The organism is Aeromonas sp. R4-2, from assembly GCF_040908295.1.
Taxonomy (GTDB): domain Bacteria; phylum Pseudomonadota; class Gammaproteobacteria; order Enterobacterales; family Aeromonadaceae; genus Aeromonas; species Aeromonas veronii.
The window spans coordinates 127532-142780 of the sequence record NZ_JBFODL010000013.1 but is presented as its reverse complement, the minus strand read 5'-3'; the positions used below and the strand labels follow the sequence as shown (position 1 = coordinate 142780).

Sequence of the window (15249 nt, the reverse complement as noted above, 5' to 3'; positions counted from 1 at the left end):
TAGCGTGTTAAACAGCCAACGTTTGGTTTTTACCTGCCAAGAGAGGGCCAGATAGCCGGTTATTTCCACCATTTTCTGGCTATATTCGAGCCTTGTTAGCTTCATTTGCAGCCAATTGAGCGAGTCTACAGGCGGTCAAATCAGGTTTCTGTCGCTTGCTGACTACAGGACAGTCCCATATTGACCACCCCCTCTTCCATCTGCACATAGATCTTGAAGCCCAGCAGCTTGGCTAGGTTGGGAATACCGAGATTGCCGTATTAATCAGGTATCGTTCAAGCAAAGAGGCCTTCCCGACGGGAAAGCCTCTTTGTTTTATCTATCAGCTGATTAGCATCACTCGGTCTATTTATCAGGGCTTCTCTTTGTTGCCAATGCTCAGGCCGAGCTTGATGGAGAGGGCCGCCAGTAACAGCAGCATCATGATCAGGGAGAAGAAGTTGCTGCCAAGCTCCGGGTATTGCACCTTGAGCAGCGCGGAGTGGCCGAAGACACCGATAAAAAAGCAGAGCAGGGTGCAGATGGGGGTGTTGCCCACCATGGGTTCATGGCGATAGTGCTGGAACAGCTGATAGGCCGCCAGCCAGAGGGCAATCAGCGGGAAGAAGGAGAAGGGCACAACCGAGTTTGTCAGCACGGCCAAAGAGGCATCGCCACAGATACCAATCAGCATGGCCATGGCGAGTGGTTTTTTCGGGATCATAAGCTGTTCAGTCATATCGTTCTCCATCCTGTGGTCATGGTTGAGGTTCACGGCGCTTCTGGTTTTGTACCTCGGCGCCCATGGCGATCATCCGCAGTTGGCGAATTGTTCGGTCGGAGAGTGCACGGCACTCTTCGCTGGTCATGTCGAGTGCATCGGCACCGGCACTGAAGACGATGGTGACCATGGCTTCTGCCTGGATGTAGGCATCTTCCCGTGGTGCTTCTGTGGTGGCTTCCAGATAATCGGTCAGCTCTGCGATAAAGTGCTGGATTTCGCGAGCCACCGCCTGACGAAAGGCGGCCGAGGTGCCGGAGCGTTCCCGCAGCAGCAGCCGGAAGATGTTGGGGTTGTTCTCGACGAACTCCATAAAGGTCTGCACCGAGGTGCTGATGACACTGCCACCACCGGCAATGCGCTGGCGTGCCTGTCGCATTAGTTGGCGCAGGGTAAGACCTCCTTCGTCAACCAGGGTCAGGCCCAGTTCCTCCATATCGCGAAAGTGGCGATAGAAAGAGGTAGGAGCGATACCCGCTTCACGAGCGACTTCCCGCAGGCTGAGATTGGAGAAACTCCGATTGGCGCACAGTTGGCTGAATGCAGCATCGATCAATGTACGCCGGGTTTTTTCTTTTTGTTGAGCGCGAATACCCACGAAATCAGTCACCTTCAGCTTATTGAGGCCAAATGATAACCCGAAGGCGCCTCAGGATCAGGTTTGTATCCTACTTTTTTACCATTGACCGTGAGGAAATCACCATAGAAAATGGCTAACAGCTGTTCGCTGAAAGGATGCAATGAGATGGCCAGACCCCCCATTATTTTCACCAATACCCTGCTGTTCTCCCTCTCCGGGATAGTGGCGTTGATTGTCGTGCCCTGGTACGGCGTGAGCCACGGTTACGATTTCTGGCAGTGGGCCAGTTTCCTGTTGTTGTTCTGCCTGAGTGGTCTCTCCATCACCGCAGGCTATCACCGGCTCTGGTCGCACAAGGCTTACAAGGCGCACCCCGCTTTGCAGTGGTTATTTGCCATCGGCGGTGCGTTGGCGCTGCAGAATTCTGCCCTGCACTGGTCGGCCGATCACCGCCGTCACCATCGTCATGTGGATGACAATGATAAAGACCCCTACAGCGCGGGGCGCGGTTTCTGGTATTCCCACATCGGCTGGATGCTGCGGGAGCATCAGGGAGATCTCTATGGCGATTACAGCAATGTGCGTGATCTGCAGAACAACCCGGTGGTCGCGTTTCAGCACCGTCACTATCTGACGCTGGCACTGGCGGCTAATCTGGGGCTGCCGCTGCTGCTTGGCCTGTGGCACGGGGATATGCTCGGCATGTTGCTGTTGGCGGGCGTGCTGAGGATGGTGATGACTCACCACACCACCTTCTTCATCAATTCGCTGGCCCACATCTGGGGCAGTCAGCCCTATACCGACCGCAATACCGCTCGCGATAACGGCATCCTGGCTTTTTTCACCTTTGGCGAGGGGTACCACAACTTTCACCACCTGTTCGAGAATGACTACCGCAACGGCATTCACTGGTGGCAGTTCGATCCGACCAAGTGGTTGATCCGGCTCGCCTCCTGGTGTGGTCTGGCGGGGGATCTCAGATCCTCGCCGGAGGAGCGTATCGAACAAGCCCGGCTGCAGATGCAGCTGAAACGAGCACAAGCCAAGTTGCGCAAGCAGGAAGATCGCGAACTGTGGCAAGCGCTGCTGCAGGAGGAGTACGACAAGCTGAGCCAGCAGTTGCAACACTATTACGCCAGTCGCAAGCGGCTGCTGGAGCTGCGCAAGCGAAAGGCGCTGGCGCGCTATGACCGCCTCAAGCTGCAACTGGAGTACCGGGCCCTGCGTGACGGCTTCATCGCTGGTAAACGCAACTGGAGTCGCCTGCTGGCAGGCATTGCATGATGCCTTGCCGAGGTATCACACAGACTAAAAGAGAAGACCGCCTGCTGGCGGTCTTCTCTTTGGTATGCATGTTTGAACGGGCTAGTTGGTTTGGCTCTGCTGTTGCTGCAACTGATCCAGTGCCTGTTGCTCCTGCTGGCTGAGACCCAGTTGTTCACAGGCCTGCTCAAAGCTGACCCCCAGATGGCGCATCATGATATCCAATAACGGGAGGGCTTAGTTGGCTTGGCTCTGCTGTTGCTGCAACTGATCCAGTGCCTGTTGCTCCTGCTGGCTGAGACCCAGCTGTTCACAGGCCTGCTCAAAGCTGATCCCCAGATGGCACATCATGATATCGATGGCGGGCAGATAGTTTTTCATAGCTTCTTCCATGGTGATCCTCCAGACCCGTCACTTATGCCCTGAACCACTCGGGGCGGCAATTAGACTTTAGGCTTAGTCTGTCCATTTGATCAGCACCCCTGCCACTGGGGGAGGGAATTTGTTACCCTGCACCATGATAAAAACGGTTGCCGTATGACTGCGAGCAACAGGTGAGGAGCAGGGCATGTTATTGAGTTTCTTGATCATCGCTTCAGGTTGGTGGCATATCCGTGCTGCCTACGGTTCAGACAGCCGCCAGTTCTATATCAGCAAGCCACTGACCATGTTGCTTATCATCGCGTTGGCGTTCGGCTACCAGAGTTATGACCACGATGGTTCCCACGCCTGGATCCTGCTCGGCCTCTGCCTCTCGCTGGCGGGCGATGTGCTGCTGATGTTGCCAAGCGATCGCTTCATTCAGGGGTTGGTGGCATTTCTTGTCGCGCATCTCTGCTATATCGTCGGTTTTGCCCAAGGGCCGTTGTTGCTCAATCTGGTGGATGGTTTGCTGCTGTTGCTGATCGCCGGCATGGTTTTTGGCCTGCTGTGGGGTAAGCTGGGGGAGATGCGGATCCCGGTCTTCTGCTACATGCTGGTGATCATCGGCATGGCCTGGGTGGCCGCCGGTGCCTGGCACGCCTCTCTCACTGCCGGTTCTGCCGCCGCTCTGGTGGGGGCGCTGATGTTCCTCTTCTCCGACAGCATGCTGGCGCTCGATCGCTTCCGCCGCCCCTTTCCCCACGCCCGCGCCTGGGTGATGAGCAGCTACTTCGCAGCGCAATTCCTGATTGCAGGGTCGCTGGCGGGATAACGCCTTCTGGTTGAGTGCAGGTAACAGATAACGAAAAACGGGCATTGGCCCGTTTTTCGTTTTATGCCCGGCGGTTTTTCACGCCTCTAGCGGTTCGGCATCCGCTGCCCGTGGGGTGGGGGATTTGAGCAACAACATCAGGCCGCTGGCGACCAGCAGGAAGATCCCCATGATGTAGAACACCTGATTGTAGGCCATGATGGCCGCTTCCCGGTTGATGGTATTGGCCAGCATGGCGTGGGCTTGCTGCTGGGCAATCTCGGGGCCTGAACCCTGCTCCATCATGCTCTGGGCCAGCTGCAGCAGATAGCTCTGCCCCTCGATGCTGCTGGCGGCCAGAGTGCTGCCAATCTGTAGCACATGGGTGCGGGTATCGTTGTCGAGCAGGGTCGCGATGATGGCGATACCAAAGGCGCCACCCAGGTTGCGTAGCACGTTGAGCAGGGTCGAGGAGGAGGGGATCTCGTCGTGGCTCAGGCTGGCGGTGGCGACCAGGGAGAGCGGCACCATGATGAAGGGCTGCCCCAGCGCCCGCACGATAAGCGACTGGATCAGCTGCGGCCCGGCGTAGTCTGCACTCATGTTGACGTTCATAAAGCAGCTGACGGCGAAGATAAGGAAGCCGAAGCTCACCAGATAGCGCGGGTCTATCTTGTGGGTCAGCCTGGGTACCAGCGGTAGCACCAGCAGTTGCGGCAGCCCCATCCACATCAGTACCTCGCCGATTTCCAGCGCGTTGTAGTTGTGGATCTGGGTCATGTAGAGCGGCAGCACATAGATGGAGCCCATCAACGCCATGCCGAGGATCAGATAGGCGAAGCAGGCCAGCGCGAAGCGCGGGTTGTGCAGCAGCCGCAGATTGACCAGCGGGTGACGGCGGATCAGCTGGCTGATGACGAAGAATACCAGCGCCACCGCCGAAATGACTGCCAGTCGCACGATGAAGCTTGAGCCGAACCAGTCTTCCCGGTTGCCCTCTTCCAGTACCACCTCCAGCAAGCCGAGGCCAAGCGCCATGGTGACAATCCCGATGAGATCCACCCGCTTGATCACGGCCCAGTCCACCGGTTTTTTATCCAGCCCGTGGGCCAGCATGGCCATCACCAGCAATCCTGGCGGCACGTTGAGATAGAAGATGTAGTGCCACGACATCTGCTCGGTGAGCCAGCCACCGAGGGTTGGGCCGATGGCGGGGGCGAAGGTGGCGCAGAGGCCAAACAGCGCCATGCCGGTGGCCCGCTTCTGTAACGGCAACAGGGTGACGATGAGGGAAAAGGCCATCGGGATCAGCGCCCCGCCAGTGAAGCCTTGCAGCGCCCGGAAGACGATCATGCTGGTGAGGTTCCAGCTGAACGAGCAGAGCACGGAGGCAGCGATAAAGGCGCCGGTGGTCCAGAGCAGGTAGCGGCGCACGCTCAACCCCCGGCTCAACCAGCCGCTCAGGGGGATGGCGATCATCTCCGCTACCAGATAGGAGGTGGAGATCCAGGAGCTCTCGCTCAGGGTGGCCGACAGGGCCCCCTGAATATCCTTCAGGGAGGCATTGGTGATCTGGATATCGAGGATGGCCATGAAGGCGCCGATAAGCCCCCCCATGACCGCGATCCAGTTGCGACGTGGAATGGGTTCCATCAGTTGGCAGCCACCACGGGCTCAGGAGTGCGGGTATCCACGATCACTTCGGTGGAGAGACCCGGCAGCAGCTTGCCTGCCAGCGGGCCTGGCTCGGGGATGCGGATCTTCACCGGTACCCGCTGCACGATTTTGGTGAAGTTGCCAGTGGCATTCTCCGGTGGCAGCAGGGCGAACTTGGCACCGGTCGCAGGGGCCAGGCTGTCGATGATCCCCTCGACCGGTTGATCCGGGTAGGCATCGAGTACCACTTCGACCTTCTGGCCCGGCTGCATATGGGCGAGCTGGGTCTCTTTGAAGTTGGCTTCGACCCACACCTGCTGCAGAGGCACCAAACTGGCGACCTGCATGCCGGACTGGACGTAGAGCCCTTCCCGCAGACTGCGCTTGCCTATGATGCCGTCAGCAGGCGCCCGCAGTTCGGTGTAGCCGAGCTCCAGCTTGGCCTGCTCCAGTTGTGCTTCGCTCAATGCCAGCTTGGCCAGATTCTGTTTGCGCTCGGCATCCAGAACCAGCAGTCGCTCACGGGCCGCCTGCAGGGCGGCTTGGGCCTCCCGGGCTTGCGCCTGATTGACCTGCAGGCCGGCACGCACCTCGTCCAGACTGTCTTGCGAGCTGTAGTGGCGCTGGTTGAGCTGACTGATCCGGTTGACCTGCTGGCTGGCGCGCAGCTGTTCGGCCTTGGCGGAGGCGACCTTGGCCTCGGCCTGCTGGATCAGGCTCAGTTGTTGGGTGCGGGTGGCCGCCAAATTTTCGGCCGTCGCCTGATTGAGGCGCAGGTCGGCTTCGGCCTCCGCGACCCTGGTTTTGTATTCGCGATCATCGAGACGGGCTATCAGTTGGCCCGCTTTGACCGGCTGGTTGTCGGTGACCAGCACTTCGCGGATATAGCCGGGCAGTTTGGAGCTGATCCCGGTCACTTCACTTTGCAGATAGGCGTTGTCGGTGCTTTCAAAATAGCGGCCGTGAAGATACCAGTAACCGGCGAACAGCAGACCGAGCAGCGCCAATATCATGGCTGCCAGCAGGGGAATTTTTTTGTGTTGACTCATTTTTGTGATTCCTGAACTTAAGGGGCGCAGGCTAACACTGGTCAACTGTTTCGATTAGTATTGGTTCACGAGATATACAGTTTCACTGGTGCAACAATGGATCTCAATGCCGCGTTAATTCTGGTGCGTATCGTCGACAAGGGCTCGTTTACGGGGGCTGCCCGCGAGCTGGGGATGACCAAGGCGATGGTCAGCCGCCGCATCGCCGAGCTGGAACAGCGGCTCGGAGTGCGTCTGCTCTATCGCTCCACCCGTCAGCTCACTTTGACCGAGGAGGGGGAGAAGTACTACCTGCACTGCAGCAAGGCGGTCGATGCTCTGACCGAAGCCGAGCTGATGCTGAGCGCCAGCCAGCAGGAGGTGACCGGCACCCTCAAACTGGCGGTGCCTATCGAGACGGGGCAACTGGTGGTCGGGCGCTTGGTCGCCAAGTTTTTGCAGGCCTATCCCGCCCTGCAGGTGGAGCTGGAGCTGACCAACCGGGTGGTGGATCCCATCAGCGAAGGGCTGGATGCGGTGGTGCGGATTGGCGACATGAGCGACTCCAATCTGGCGGCGCGCCGACTCTGGAGCACCGGGAGGCTGCTCTGTGCCAGCCCGGACTATCTGGCCCGTAGTCCGGTCATCGAGCGGCCGGAGGATCTGGCCAACCACGAGCGGGTGACGGTGAGCAGCGGGTTTCTCGCCTCTCACTGGTGCTTCGAGCTGGATGGCAAAGAGGTGCTGGTTGACCCCCCATCCCGTTTTCGGGTCAATAATATTACCTGTGCCCGGGAGGCGGCGAAGGCGGGGCTGGGGTTGGCTTCGTTACCCGCTATGCTCTGTCAGGATGAGCTGGCCAGCGGCGAATTGGTGATCCTGCTGCCAGAGTGGCAGCAGCCCAGGGTGCCGATTTATTTGCTGTTTCCGGAGCGGCAACTGATGCCGCGCAAGTTGCGGGCATTCATCGATTTCATGATTGAGAACGGCGCCGAGTTTGGCATCGACAAGCTGTTGTAAGGGGGAGCTATGGATAACTGGATCAATCTCTATCGCGCCTCACACACCCTGGAGGCGCACGCGTTGAAAGGGGCGCTGGAGGCGGAAGGGGTGCTGGTGCGCCTCAATGGCGAGGGGCTGTCGGGCGCCCTTGGCGAACTGCCGGTCGACATGTTGCAGGTGACCCTGATGGTGCGGGCCGAGGATCGTAGCAAGGCAGGAAGGGTCATCGAGCGTTACCAGCAGCGTCAGGGTAACGGCTGGCTGTGCGGCCAGTGCGGGGAGGAGAACGGCGCCAACTTCGACGTCTGCTGGCGCTGTCATCACGATCCCCACGACAGCTGATCTCTCTTCCGCTAGCGCGGCGGGAACTCGATATCTTCCCCTGCGCTGGCATCGTGATAGGTCGCCAGATCCAGCTCGTTTTCGCTGCTGGCGATCAGCACCGACACCAGAATATCCCCTGAAACATTGACCGTGGTGCGCGCCATGTCGAGGATCCGGTCAATGCCTGCAATCAGTGCCACCCCTTCCAGCGGCAAGCCCACCGCCGTCAGGGTCAGGGTCAGCAGCATCAACCCGGTGCCCGGGGTGCCAGCGGTGCCGATACTGGCCAAGGTAGCGATGCTGATGATGGTCAGGTAATCGACCATGTGCAGATCCACCCCGAATGCCTGAGCCACGAACAGCGCAGTCACTCCCTGATAGAGGGCGGTGCCATCCATGTTGATGGTGGCGCCGATGGGCAGCACCTTGGCGGTGATGGCGGGGGAGACTCCCAGCCGCTTCTCGGCGCAGGCCAGACTGATGGGCAGGGTGGAGTTGCTGGAGCTGCTGGTGAAGGCCACCGCCTGTGCATCAACGATGCTCTTGAAGTAGTGCAGCGGATTGAGCCGTGCCAGCAGGAGCAGCAGAGTGCTGTAGACCCCGAGCACGTGCAGCAGACAGCCGAGGTAGACGGCGCCGATCACCTTGAGCAGCGGCAGCAGCAGGTCGAGACCGTACTTGCCAGTCATCCAGGCCATCAGGGCGCAGACACCGTAAGGGGCGAGCGCCATCACCATCTGGGTCAGCTTGAACATCCCCTCGGCCAGCGAGGTGAAGAAGAGGATGGCGGGACGGCCACGGCGACCGCTGGCATTGAGGGCGACCGCCAGCGCCACCGCAAAGACGATCACTTGCAGGATCTTGCCATCCACCATCGCCTGTACCGGATTGCTCGGTACCAGATGGCTCAGCACGCTGGCCAGGGTGGGTGGTTCCGACATGCCGATCCGCTCATAGGGGCCCATGTCGGCACCCATGCCGGGTTCCAGCAGCCAGCCCATCATCAGGCCGATGCAGATGGCGATGGCGGTCGAGCAGAAGTAGAGGCAGATCGCCTTGCTGCCGATGCGATCGAGGGCCTTGCCCTTGAGCAGCGAGGTGAGACCGGCGATGACCGAGCAGAAAATGAGGGGCACCATCAGCATCTGGATGGTGTTGACGAACAGGACGCCAAGGGGCTTGAGCAGCAGGGCTTGCTCTTCAAAGCCGACGCCCAGACTCACCCCTGTCAGCATGCCGATCAGGGTCTTGAGCCAGAGTGGTCGGCGGGTCCAGATCTGCCAGGGCTTGAGAGCCTCTCCATGGAACAGCATGACGCCAATATCCTTATACATTGTCTGCGATGGCCAAAAAGGGGCGCCAGTGTAGCGATCCCTGACGCGGGTTGCCACATTATCGACAAAGCGGTGGCGGTGACCACTCCCCTGACCAGGAAATGCGCAATTTATTGGCCTATATCAAGATCCCTCCGGGCGGGGAGATATTTAATTGGCATTAAATATGTTCATTATTGAGGTGAGAGATGTCGCAATCGGTTCATGGTCACGAAGTGATGGAGATGATGTTGGCACAAGGGGGGCAATTTACCCGTGCCAGCCTGAAACAGGCGATGGCCGAACGGTTCGGTGCCGAAGCCCGTTTTCATACCTGCAGCGCCAGCGAGATGGATGCGGAAGCGCTGATCGACTTTCTGGCTGCCCGCGGCAAATTCATCGACTCGGCCGAGGGTTTCCAGACCCGTGCCGACAAGATCTGCAACCACGGTTAATCCCGCTGCGAGCGCATCATGGCGCTCGCTCAATTCTTCGCCCTTTGCTATATTTCGCCCCCTCTCTTTTCCCTATTCAGGGCGTAGCCCGGGCGTTGTATGGATACTTTTTCTGCCGCAGTCATGCTGTTTCTGATCATGGACCCGCTGGGCAACCTGCCGGTCTTCCTCTCTATCCTGCGTCATATCGATCCCAAGCGACGTCGCAAGGTGATGGTGCGCGAGCTGCTCTTCTCGCTGGCCATCATGATGCTGTTCCTGTTCGTCGGTCAGCAGATCCTCGGTTTCCTCAACCTGCGGCAGGAGGCGGTCAGCATTGCGGGGGGCATTATCCTGTTCCTGATCGCCATCAAGATGATCTTCCCGAGTGAAGGGGGCGTGACCGGGCTGGCGGCGGGCGAGGAGCCCTTCCTGGTGCCGATGGCGATCCCGATGATCGCCGGTCCTTCTATCTTGGCTTCTTTGATGCTGCTGGCCAATCAGGAGCCGACCCGGATGGTGGACTGGTCGCTGGCACTCTTTCTGGCCTGGGCTGCCAGTGCGGTGATCCTGATGTTCTACGAGGTATTCAACAAGCTGCTGGGTGAGCGGGGACTCACTGCGGTGGAACGGCTGATGGGCATGCTGCTGGTGATGATCTCGGTCCAGATGTTGCTGGACGGGGTACATCACTATCTGGCGGTGACCGGTCAGGGCTGAGCGGTTTACATCTTGAAGTGAATGAAACGGGGCTACGCAGAGCCCCGTTTTTTGTGCCGCCGAGAAGGGGGGCGGTCACCCGTAAGTGGTCGCAGCGGGTTCTAGTTTGCTCATGATGAGGGAGAGCAGCAATTCCCGCAGCCAGCGGTGGCCCGGATCCTCGCTGTGACGCTGATGCCAGATGAGCAGATGGGAGATGCTGTCCAACCCGATGGGCAGCGGCAGCTGTAACAGCGGATAGACCTGGGTGGCGTGGCGGGCGTAGAGCCGGGATAGCGTCACTATCATGTCGGAGTGCATCCCCATCCGCAGCGCCGCCTCGAAGGAGGGTACGGTTGCCTCGATACGTCGGTAGAGATCCTGCTCTGCCAGCTTGTGATCCAGCATCCAGCGGTCCCGCCCCTCGCAGTAAGTCTGCACATGGGGATAGCTGAGGTAGTGCTCCAGATTCCAGTTGGGCTCCCGCAGCGCGGGGTGGTGCTGTTGCACCAGACAGGTGAGATCATCGACCGCCAGCACTCGCTGACAGATGCTGTCGGGCAGGGTATCGAGCCGATAATCGGAGCTGATGCAGTTCTCTCGCACCGCGAAGGCGATGTCCACCTGTCCCTGACTCATCTCGGTCAGACTGTTCTCGGTCCACTCCTCGTAACGCAAGCGGATCCTTGGTGCCTGCCGCTTCAGCTCGCTCAGGTAGAGCGGGGCAAACAGGGTAAAGGCGCTGTCCATGCTGGCGATGACGAATTCCCGCTCCGAGCTGGCGGGGTCAAACTCGGGCGGCTGGATCAGGTTATCCAGCGACAGCAGGATGGGTTGCAACTGCTGTTGCAGCGCAAGGGCGCGGCCGGTGGGTTCCAGCCCGTAGGCAGAGCGGATGAAGAGGGGATCATTGAAGGTATCGCGCAGACGGCCGAGGGCTTTGCTGACCGCGGACTGGCTCAGATGAAGGCGGCGTGCGGCCTTGCTGCCGTTGCGCTCTTCCAGCAGTACCTGCAGGATAATCAGCAAATTGAGGTCGATGCGACCCAGTTGTTCCAGCAGCATGATATGAATCCTCTTCAATTCTAAGATGAATTTATACCATTTGTTTTCATATCTTGGCGATCTTATCCTCGAATGGTCTCAGGTTCGCATGAACCACTGGTACAGGATGTAGCGGTTGAGGGGACATGTAGCACAATCAATATGGCGACCTTTGGGTCGCCCTATTTTTTGGCTATGATTTATTTGCTCACTTGCACCTGCCTTGATTTTGCCCAACAATCCCTGCGCTCTATTTTGATACAAGTAACAGATATCTCTTTGTGAGGGAGTATCCCTATGGGACTCGGTGGAATTCATATCTGGCATATGCTGATCCTCTTGCTGGTCGTTGTGCTGGTCTTCGGCAGCAAGCGTCTTGCCAGTGCAGGTGAGGATCTGGGTACCGCCATCAAAGATTTTCGCAAGGCGATGCGTGACGACGCAAATCATCCGAAATAAGCAGTAGGAGTAGAAAATGTCTGTAGACGAGAAAGTTGAACTGAACGAAACCTGTGACAGCTGCGGCTGTTTTGCCGAGATCGGCACCATCATCGGCGAAGGCGACGATGTGATGGATCTGGTTATTGAAGCCGCTGCCGAGGCGGATGCCCGCGCCAAGCTGGCTGCCTATGAAGCTCTGGCCAAACAGGTCACTGCCGAAGCTCAAGTGAGCAGCGAACTGACTCAGGGCGCCAACGGCGTGATCCTGAAAGCCCGCCTGCAATTCACCTGCACCGCCGAAAAACTGATTTTCGAAATGCGGGCCCGCTCTATCTGAGTTGTCTGATAACGCGGCAGGTTTGCCTGCCGTGTTGACCCTTCTGCTGTGGGTCGGCGTTCTATAGTTACTCTATCCCACAGACGTTTTGCCCGGCGCGAGTCGGCCAACAGAAGGCGTAAACATCATGACGCAGCGATGGATCTCTGCCCCCAATCCCACCCTCTATCGTGATCCGTGCTGCCAACAGGCAGCAGGTGTGACGTCAGCACAGGGGCAGCCATCGTGATGCGACGCTGGATCTGGGCTCTGCTGGCCCTCTGCTGTTTTCCCCTGCTGGCGGCTGAACTCAAGCCACAGCGTCTGCCCCAACCCGGGGACCTCGAAAGCATTCTGCAAAAGCGCGAACTCAGGGCTCTGGTGGTCTATGAGCGCGGCTTCTACTTTCTCGATCGCGGCGCCCAGTACGGCATTCTGGTCAATCAGCTGCAAGGGTTCGAGCGCTGGCTGAACAAGACCTATCTCGCCAAAGAGAAGGTCAAACTCAAGGTGGTCTACATCCCGGTGCGTCAGGACAAGCTGCTGGACTATCTGACCGAGGGGCGTGGCGATCTGGTGGCGGCAACCATGACGGTGACCCCGACCCGGCGTGAACAGGTGGCCTTCTCCCGGCCGCTCATTTCATCCATCGAGGAGTGGGTGGTGAGCCAGCAGAGCCTGCCCGCCTTCAGCCGCATTACCCAGCTCTCCGGCAGGCGGGTCTGGGTGCGTGCCAGCTCCAGCTACTACGAGAGTTTGCGCCAGCTCAACTGGTTGTTTCGCGAGCTGGGGTTGCCCCCCGTCTATATCGAAACGGTGCCCGAATACCTGCAGGATGGCGATCTGCTGGAGATGGTGGCCGCCGGCATTATTCCCCTGACAGTGACCGACAGCTACAAGGGGCGGATCTGGCTGGGTGGCATGATCTCCGGCCTCAAGGCCCACAAGTTGATCCCCCTGCGCAGCAACGGCACCAGTGCCTGGGCGCTGCGCAAGAACAGCCCCGAGCTGCTCAAGGCGGTCAATGGCTATCTGGCGAGTGTCAGCCGCAACAGCCTTTACAGCGACATGACCCTGCGCCGGCTGCTGGTTCGCAGCGATCAGATGAGCAATATCCTGGCGCCGGATCCTATGGGGCGCCTCGCGACCATTCGCAAGGTGCTGGAGAAGTACGCCAATCAATACGATCTCGACTGGTTGATGCTGGCGGCGCTTGGCTACAAGGAGTCCGGCCTCAATCCCAAGGCACGCTCGCCCAAGGGGGCCGTGGGCCTCATGCAGTTGCTGCCCAGTACGGGGCGGGAAGTCGGCATCAACGGCGCCAGACTCACCACGCTGGAGGGAAATGTGGAGGCCGCCTGCCGCTACATGCGGTTGATCCTCGATACCTACTTCAATGATCCCAAGCTGGATCGGCTCAACCGCCACCTGTTTGCCCTCGCCGCCTACAACGCCGGGCCAAACCGGGTGCAGGCGCTGCGAGGCAAGGCGGAGAAGCTGGGGCTCGATCCCAACGTCTGGTTCGGCAACGTGGATCAGCTGGTGGCCAACGAAGTCGGACAGGGGCCGATCAACTATGTCGGCACCATCTACAAGTACTACGTAGCCTATCGTTTCAGCCTGCCCCAGATCGAGGGCAAGGCTGCCGCTATCGAAGCGGCTCAGCCCTGAGCCGGTTGACCGGCAGGGTCGCCTGCACGGTCGGCAATTGCCAGCCACCGTCCCTGTGTTGCAAAAACCAGTGGGCGGGGCCGGTGGCCGGGATGAGATCTGGCTGGCTGAGCTGGCCCAGATAGCGCAACATCGGGGTATCATGCAGTTCCATCAGCAACTCCTTTTGAATATGTGAAGAGGCTCGCCAGCGTTATGACACCCGGCCATGACAGCAGGATGACACCATGATCCCCGGATCCTTTGCCCTGATCGATGATCCCCTGTTGGCGCTCAAGGTGCGTTGCCACTGGATCCGCCATGCCCGCGAGCGGATCCAGGCGCAGTACTACAGCTGGGAAGAGGACAGCAGCGGCAAGCTGCTGCTGAGTGAGCTGCTCCACGCCGCCCGGCGTGGCGTCAAGGTGCAGCTGCTGGTGGATGATCTCTATGCCGGTGACAACCGCTTTCTGGAAATGGTGGCTCACTACCCAGGGATCGAGGTGCGGCTGTTCAACCCCTTCTGGCTGCGGGGCTGGCGCCCGCTGGCACTGCTGCTGGAGGGACTGCTCAGCTTTCGCCGCATCAACCACCGGATGCACAACAAACTGCTGCTGGTGGATGGCAAGCTGGCGCTGATCGGCGGGCGCAACATCGGCGATCGCTACTTCGGTCTGGATCCGCAAGCCCCCTTCGTGGATCTCGATCTCGCCTGTCAGGGGGGACTGTGCCAGCAGATGGCACAGGGGTTCGAGCAGTTCTGGCACAGCCGTTGGAGCCACCCCATCCGCCATCTGCTGCGTCGCGAGCTGCTGCCCGCCGAAATAGAGGTGGTCAACGACTTCCTGTTCACCATGACGGATCCGGCGGTGGCCACGGTCTACGATCTGCCTGTGGCGCTGTTTGACGAGCGCGATTTGCCGCTGCAGTGGCATGAGGGGCGGGCCGAGGTGTGGTTCGATCGTCCCGGCAAGGGGCTAATCTCCCGTCCCACCACTGCCCGCCAGCTGTGGCGCCAGCTGGCTGACAATCCCGGCTCGCTGAGGTTGGTGACCCCTTACCTCATCCTTACTCGCGGGTTCCGGCAACGTCTGGCGCGGCTGCGCCAGCAGGGGGTCGCCATCGACATTCTCACCAACTCGCTGGCCAGCACCGATGTGCCGCTGGTCTATGGCGCTTACCAACGCTATCTCGGCTGGTTGCTGCGCCGCGGGATCCGGGTCGCCGAGTTTGACCATGGCCACGGCAGCCTGCACGCCAAGCTGATCCTGCTGGGGGAGGAGCGGGCGCTGTTTGGCAGCCTCAACCTCGATCCCCGCTCGCTGTTTCTCAATACCGAACTGATGCTGCATTTGCATTGCCCGCCGATCTGCGAGGCGTTGCGAACGTGGCTGGCCCGCTGGCAGGAGCAGGCGGGTGGATTGCCGCGCAAACCCGAGGGGTGGTCAAGGCGACTAATAGCCCGCCTGAGCGACTGGTTGCCACTGCGCCGTTGGCTGTGAGGTGGCCATTTTTTGTGCGAGATCTCGCAAAGCCTTGTAAGCCATTACTGATGCCCTTTGCGG

18 protein-coding genes are annotated in these 15249 nt (G+C 59.5%); 10 read left to right on the top strand and 8 right to left on the bottom strand.

From position 1 onward, the window contains the following. Positions 1-352: 352 nt before the first annotated feature. Positions 353-718, bottom strand: a complete 366-nt coding sequence (locus AB5Y99_RS10430) for a YijD family membrane protein (RefSeq protein WP_005339919.1) — start codon at positions 716-718, stop codon at positions 353-355. A 19-nt stretch (positions 719-737) separates the two neighbouring features. Continuing rightward, positions 738-1358 (bottom strand): HTH-type transcriptional repressor FabR, encoded by a 621-nt coding sequence (gene fabR / locus AB5Y99_RS10425; protein WP_323893733.1) that lies wholly within the window; start codon positions 1356-1358, stop codon positions 738-740. Between the two features lie 147 nt (positions 1359-1505). On the opposite strand from fabR, the gene AB5Y99_RS10420 reads away from it, so the two are divergent. Then, positions 1506-2624: a fatty acid desaturase gene (locus tag AB5Y99_RS10420; RefSeq protein WP_368209650.1), complete on the top strand. Its 1119-nt coding sequence runs from the start codon at positions 1506-1508 to the stop codon at positions 2622-2624. Positions 2625-2840: 216 nt separating this feature from the next. On the opposite strand, the gene AB5Y99_RS10415 is transcribed toward AB5Y99_RS10420, so the two are convergent. After that, positions 2841-2984 (bottom strand): hypothetical protein, encoded by a 144-nt coding sequence (locus AB5Y99_RS10415; RefSeq protein WP_162182404.1) that lies wholly within the window; start codon positions 2982-2984, stop codon positions 2841-2843. A gap of 187 nt (positions 2985-3171) precedes the next feature. On the opposite strand from AB5Y99_RS10415, the gene AB5Y99_RS10410 reads away from it, so the two are divergent. Next, entirely contained in the window at positions 3172-3798 is a 627-nt protein-coding gene (locus AB5Y99_RS10410) for a lysoplasmalogenase (protein ID WP_323893728.1), read from the top strand. Positions 3799-3876: 78 nt separating this feature from the next. On the opposite strand, the gene AB5Y99_RS10405 is transcribed toward AB5Y99_RS10410, so the two are convergent. Both AB5Y99_RS10405 and AB5Y99_RS10400 read right to left on the bottom strand, forming a co-directional pair. Continuing rightward, positions 3877-5430: a DHA2 family efflux MFS transporter permease subunit gene (locus tag AB5Y99_RS10405; protein ID WP_323893726.1), complete on the bottom strand. Its 1554-nt coding sequence runs from the start codon at positions 5428-5430 to the stop codon at positions 3877-3879. After that, on the bottom strand, positions 5430-6482 hold the full coding sequence (locus AB5Y99_RS10400) for an HlyD family secretion protein (protein ID WP_108612463.1): 1053 nt from the start codon (positions 6480-6482) through the stop codon (positions 5430-5432). The genes AB5Y99_RS10405 and AB5Y99_RS10400 overlap by 1 nt, the downstream gene beginning before the upstream one ends. Positions 6483-6578: 96 nt before the next feature. Here AB5Y99_RS10400 and AB5Y99_RS10395 point away from each other — a divergent pair, with 96 nt between their 5' ends. Together AB5Y99_RS10395 and AB5Y99_RS10390 are read left to right on the top strand one after the other, a co-directional pair. Beyond that, complete coding sequence (locus AB5Y99_RS10395; protein WP_047434586.1) at positions 6579-7481, top strand: LysR family transcriptional regulator; 903 nt, start codon at positions 6579-6581, stop codon at positions 7479-7481. Positions 7482-7490: 9 nt separating this feature from the next. Then, positions 7491-7805 (top strand): DUF2007 domain-containing protein, encoded by a 315-nt coding sequence (locus AB5Y99_RS10390; protein ID WP_005339933.1) that lies wholly within the window; start codon positions 7491-7493, stop codon positions 7803-7805. Positions 7806-7816: 11 nt separating this feature from the next. Here the strand turns inward: AB5Y99_RS10390 and AB5Y99_RS10385 are convergent, their stop codons facing one another. Next, on the bottom strand, positions 7817-9100 hold the full coding sequence (locus AB5Y99_RS10385) for a dicarboxylate/amino acid:cation symporter (protein WP_368209649.1): 1284 nt from the start codon (positions 9098-9100) through the stop codon (positions 7817-7819). 209 nt (positions 9101-9309) lie between these two features. Here AB5Y99_RS10385 and AB5Y99_RS10380 point away from each other — a divergent pair, with 209 nt between their 5' ends. Further along, entirely contained in the window at positions 9310-9555 is a 246-nt protein-coding gene (locus tag AB5Y99_RS10380) for a YecH family metal-binding protein (protein ID WP_005357633.1), read from the top strand. 99 nt (positions 9556-9654) lie between these two features. Then, the gene (locus AB5Y99_RS10375) at positions 9655-10254 is read left to right on the top strand and encodes a YhgN family NAAT transporter (protein ID WP_013724175.1); all 600 of its coding nucleotides are present in this window, start codon (positions 9655-9657) and stop codon (positions 10252-10254) included. 75 nt (positions 10255-10329) lie between these two features. On the opposite strand, the gene AB5Y99_RS10370 is transcribed toward AB5Y99_RS10375, so the two are convergent. Continuing rightward, positions 10330-11298: a LysR family transcriptional regulator gene (locus tag AB5Y99_RS10370; RefSeq protein ID WP_058059999.1), complete on the bottom strand. Its 969-nt coding sequence runs from the start codon at positions 11296-11298 to the stop codon at positions 10330-10332. A gap of 276 nt (positions 11299-11574) precedes the next feature. Here AB5Y99_RS10370 and tatA point away from each other — a divergent pair, with 276 nt between their 5' ends. From tatA to AB5Y99_RS10355, 3 genes are all read left to right on the top strand, one after another. Continuing rightward, entirely contained in the window at positions 11575-11736 is a 162-nt protein-coding gene (gene tatA / locus AB5Y99_RS10365; RefSeq protein WP_005339944.1) for a twin-arginine translocase TatA/TatE family subunit, read from the top strand. A gap of 16 nt (positions 11737-11752) precedes the next feature. Next, positions 11753-12055 (top strand): YfcZ/YiiS family protein, encoded by a 303-nt coding sequence (locus AB5Y99_RS10360; protein WP_005339945.1) that lies wholly within the window; start codon positions 11753-11755, stop codon positions 12053-12055. Between the two features lie 228 nt (positions 12056-12283). Beyond that, entirely contained in the window at positions 12284-13705 is a 1422-nt protein-coding gene (locus AB5Y99_RS10355; RefSeq protein WP_021231555.1) for a lytic transglycosylase F, read from the top strand. Here the strand turns inward: AB5Y99_RS10355 and AB5Y99_RS10350 are convergent. Beyond that, positions 13683-13859: a hypothetical protein gene (locus AB5Y99_RS10350; protein ID WP_005339947.1), complete on the bottom strand. Its 177-nt coding sequence runs from the start codon at positions 13857-13859 to the stop codon at positions 13683-13685. The genes AB5Y99_RS10355 and AB5Y99_RS10350 overlap by 23 nt on opposite strands. 73 nt (positions 13860-13932) lie before the next feature. Here AB5Y99_RS10350 and AB5Y99_RS10345 point away from each other — a divergent pair, with 73 nt between their 5' ends. Next, the gene (locus AB5Y99_RS10345) at positions 13933-15186 is read left to right on the top strand and encodes a phosphatidylserine/phosphatidylglycerophosphate/cardiolipin synthase family protein (protein WP_201944008.1); all 1254 of its coding nucleotides are present in this window, start codon (positions 13933-13935) and stop codon (positions 15184-15186) included. Positions 15187-15249: the final 63 nt, after the last annotated feature.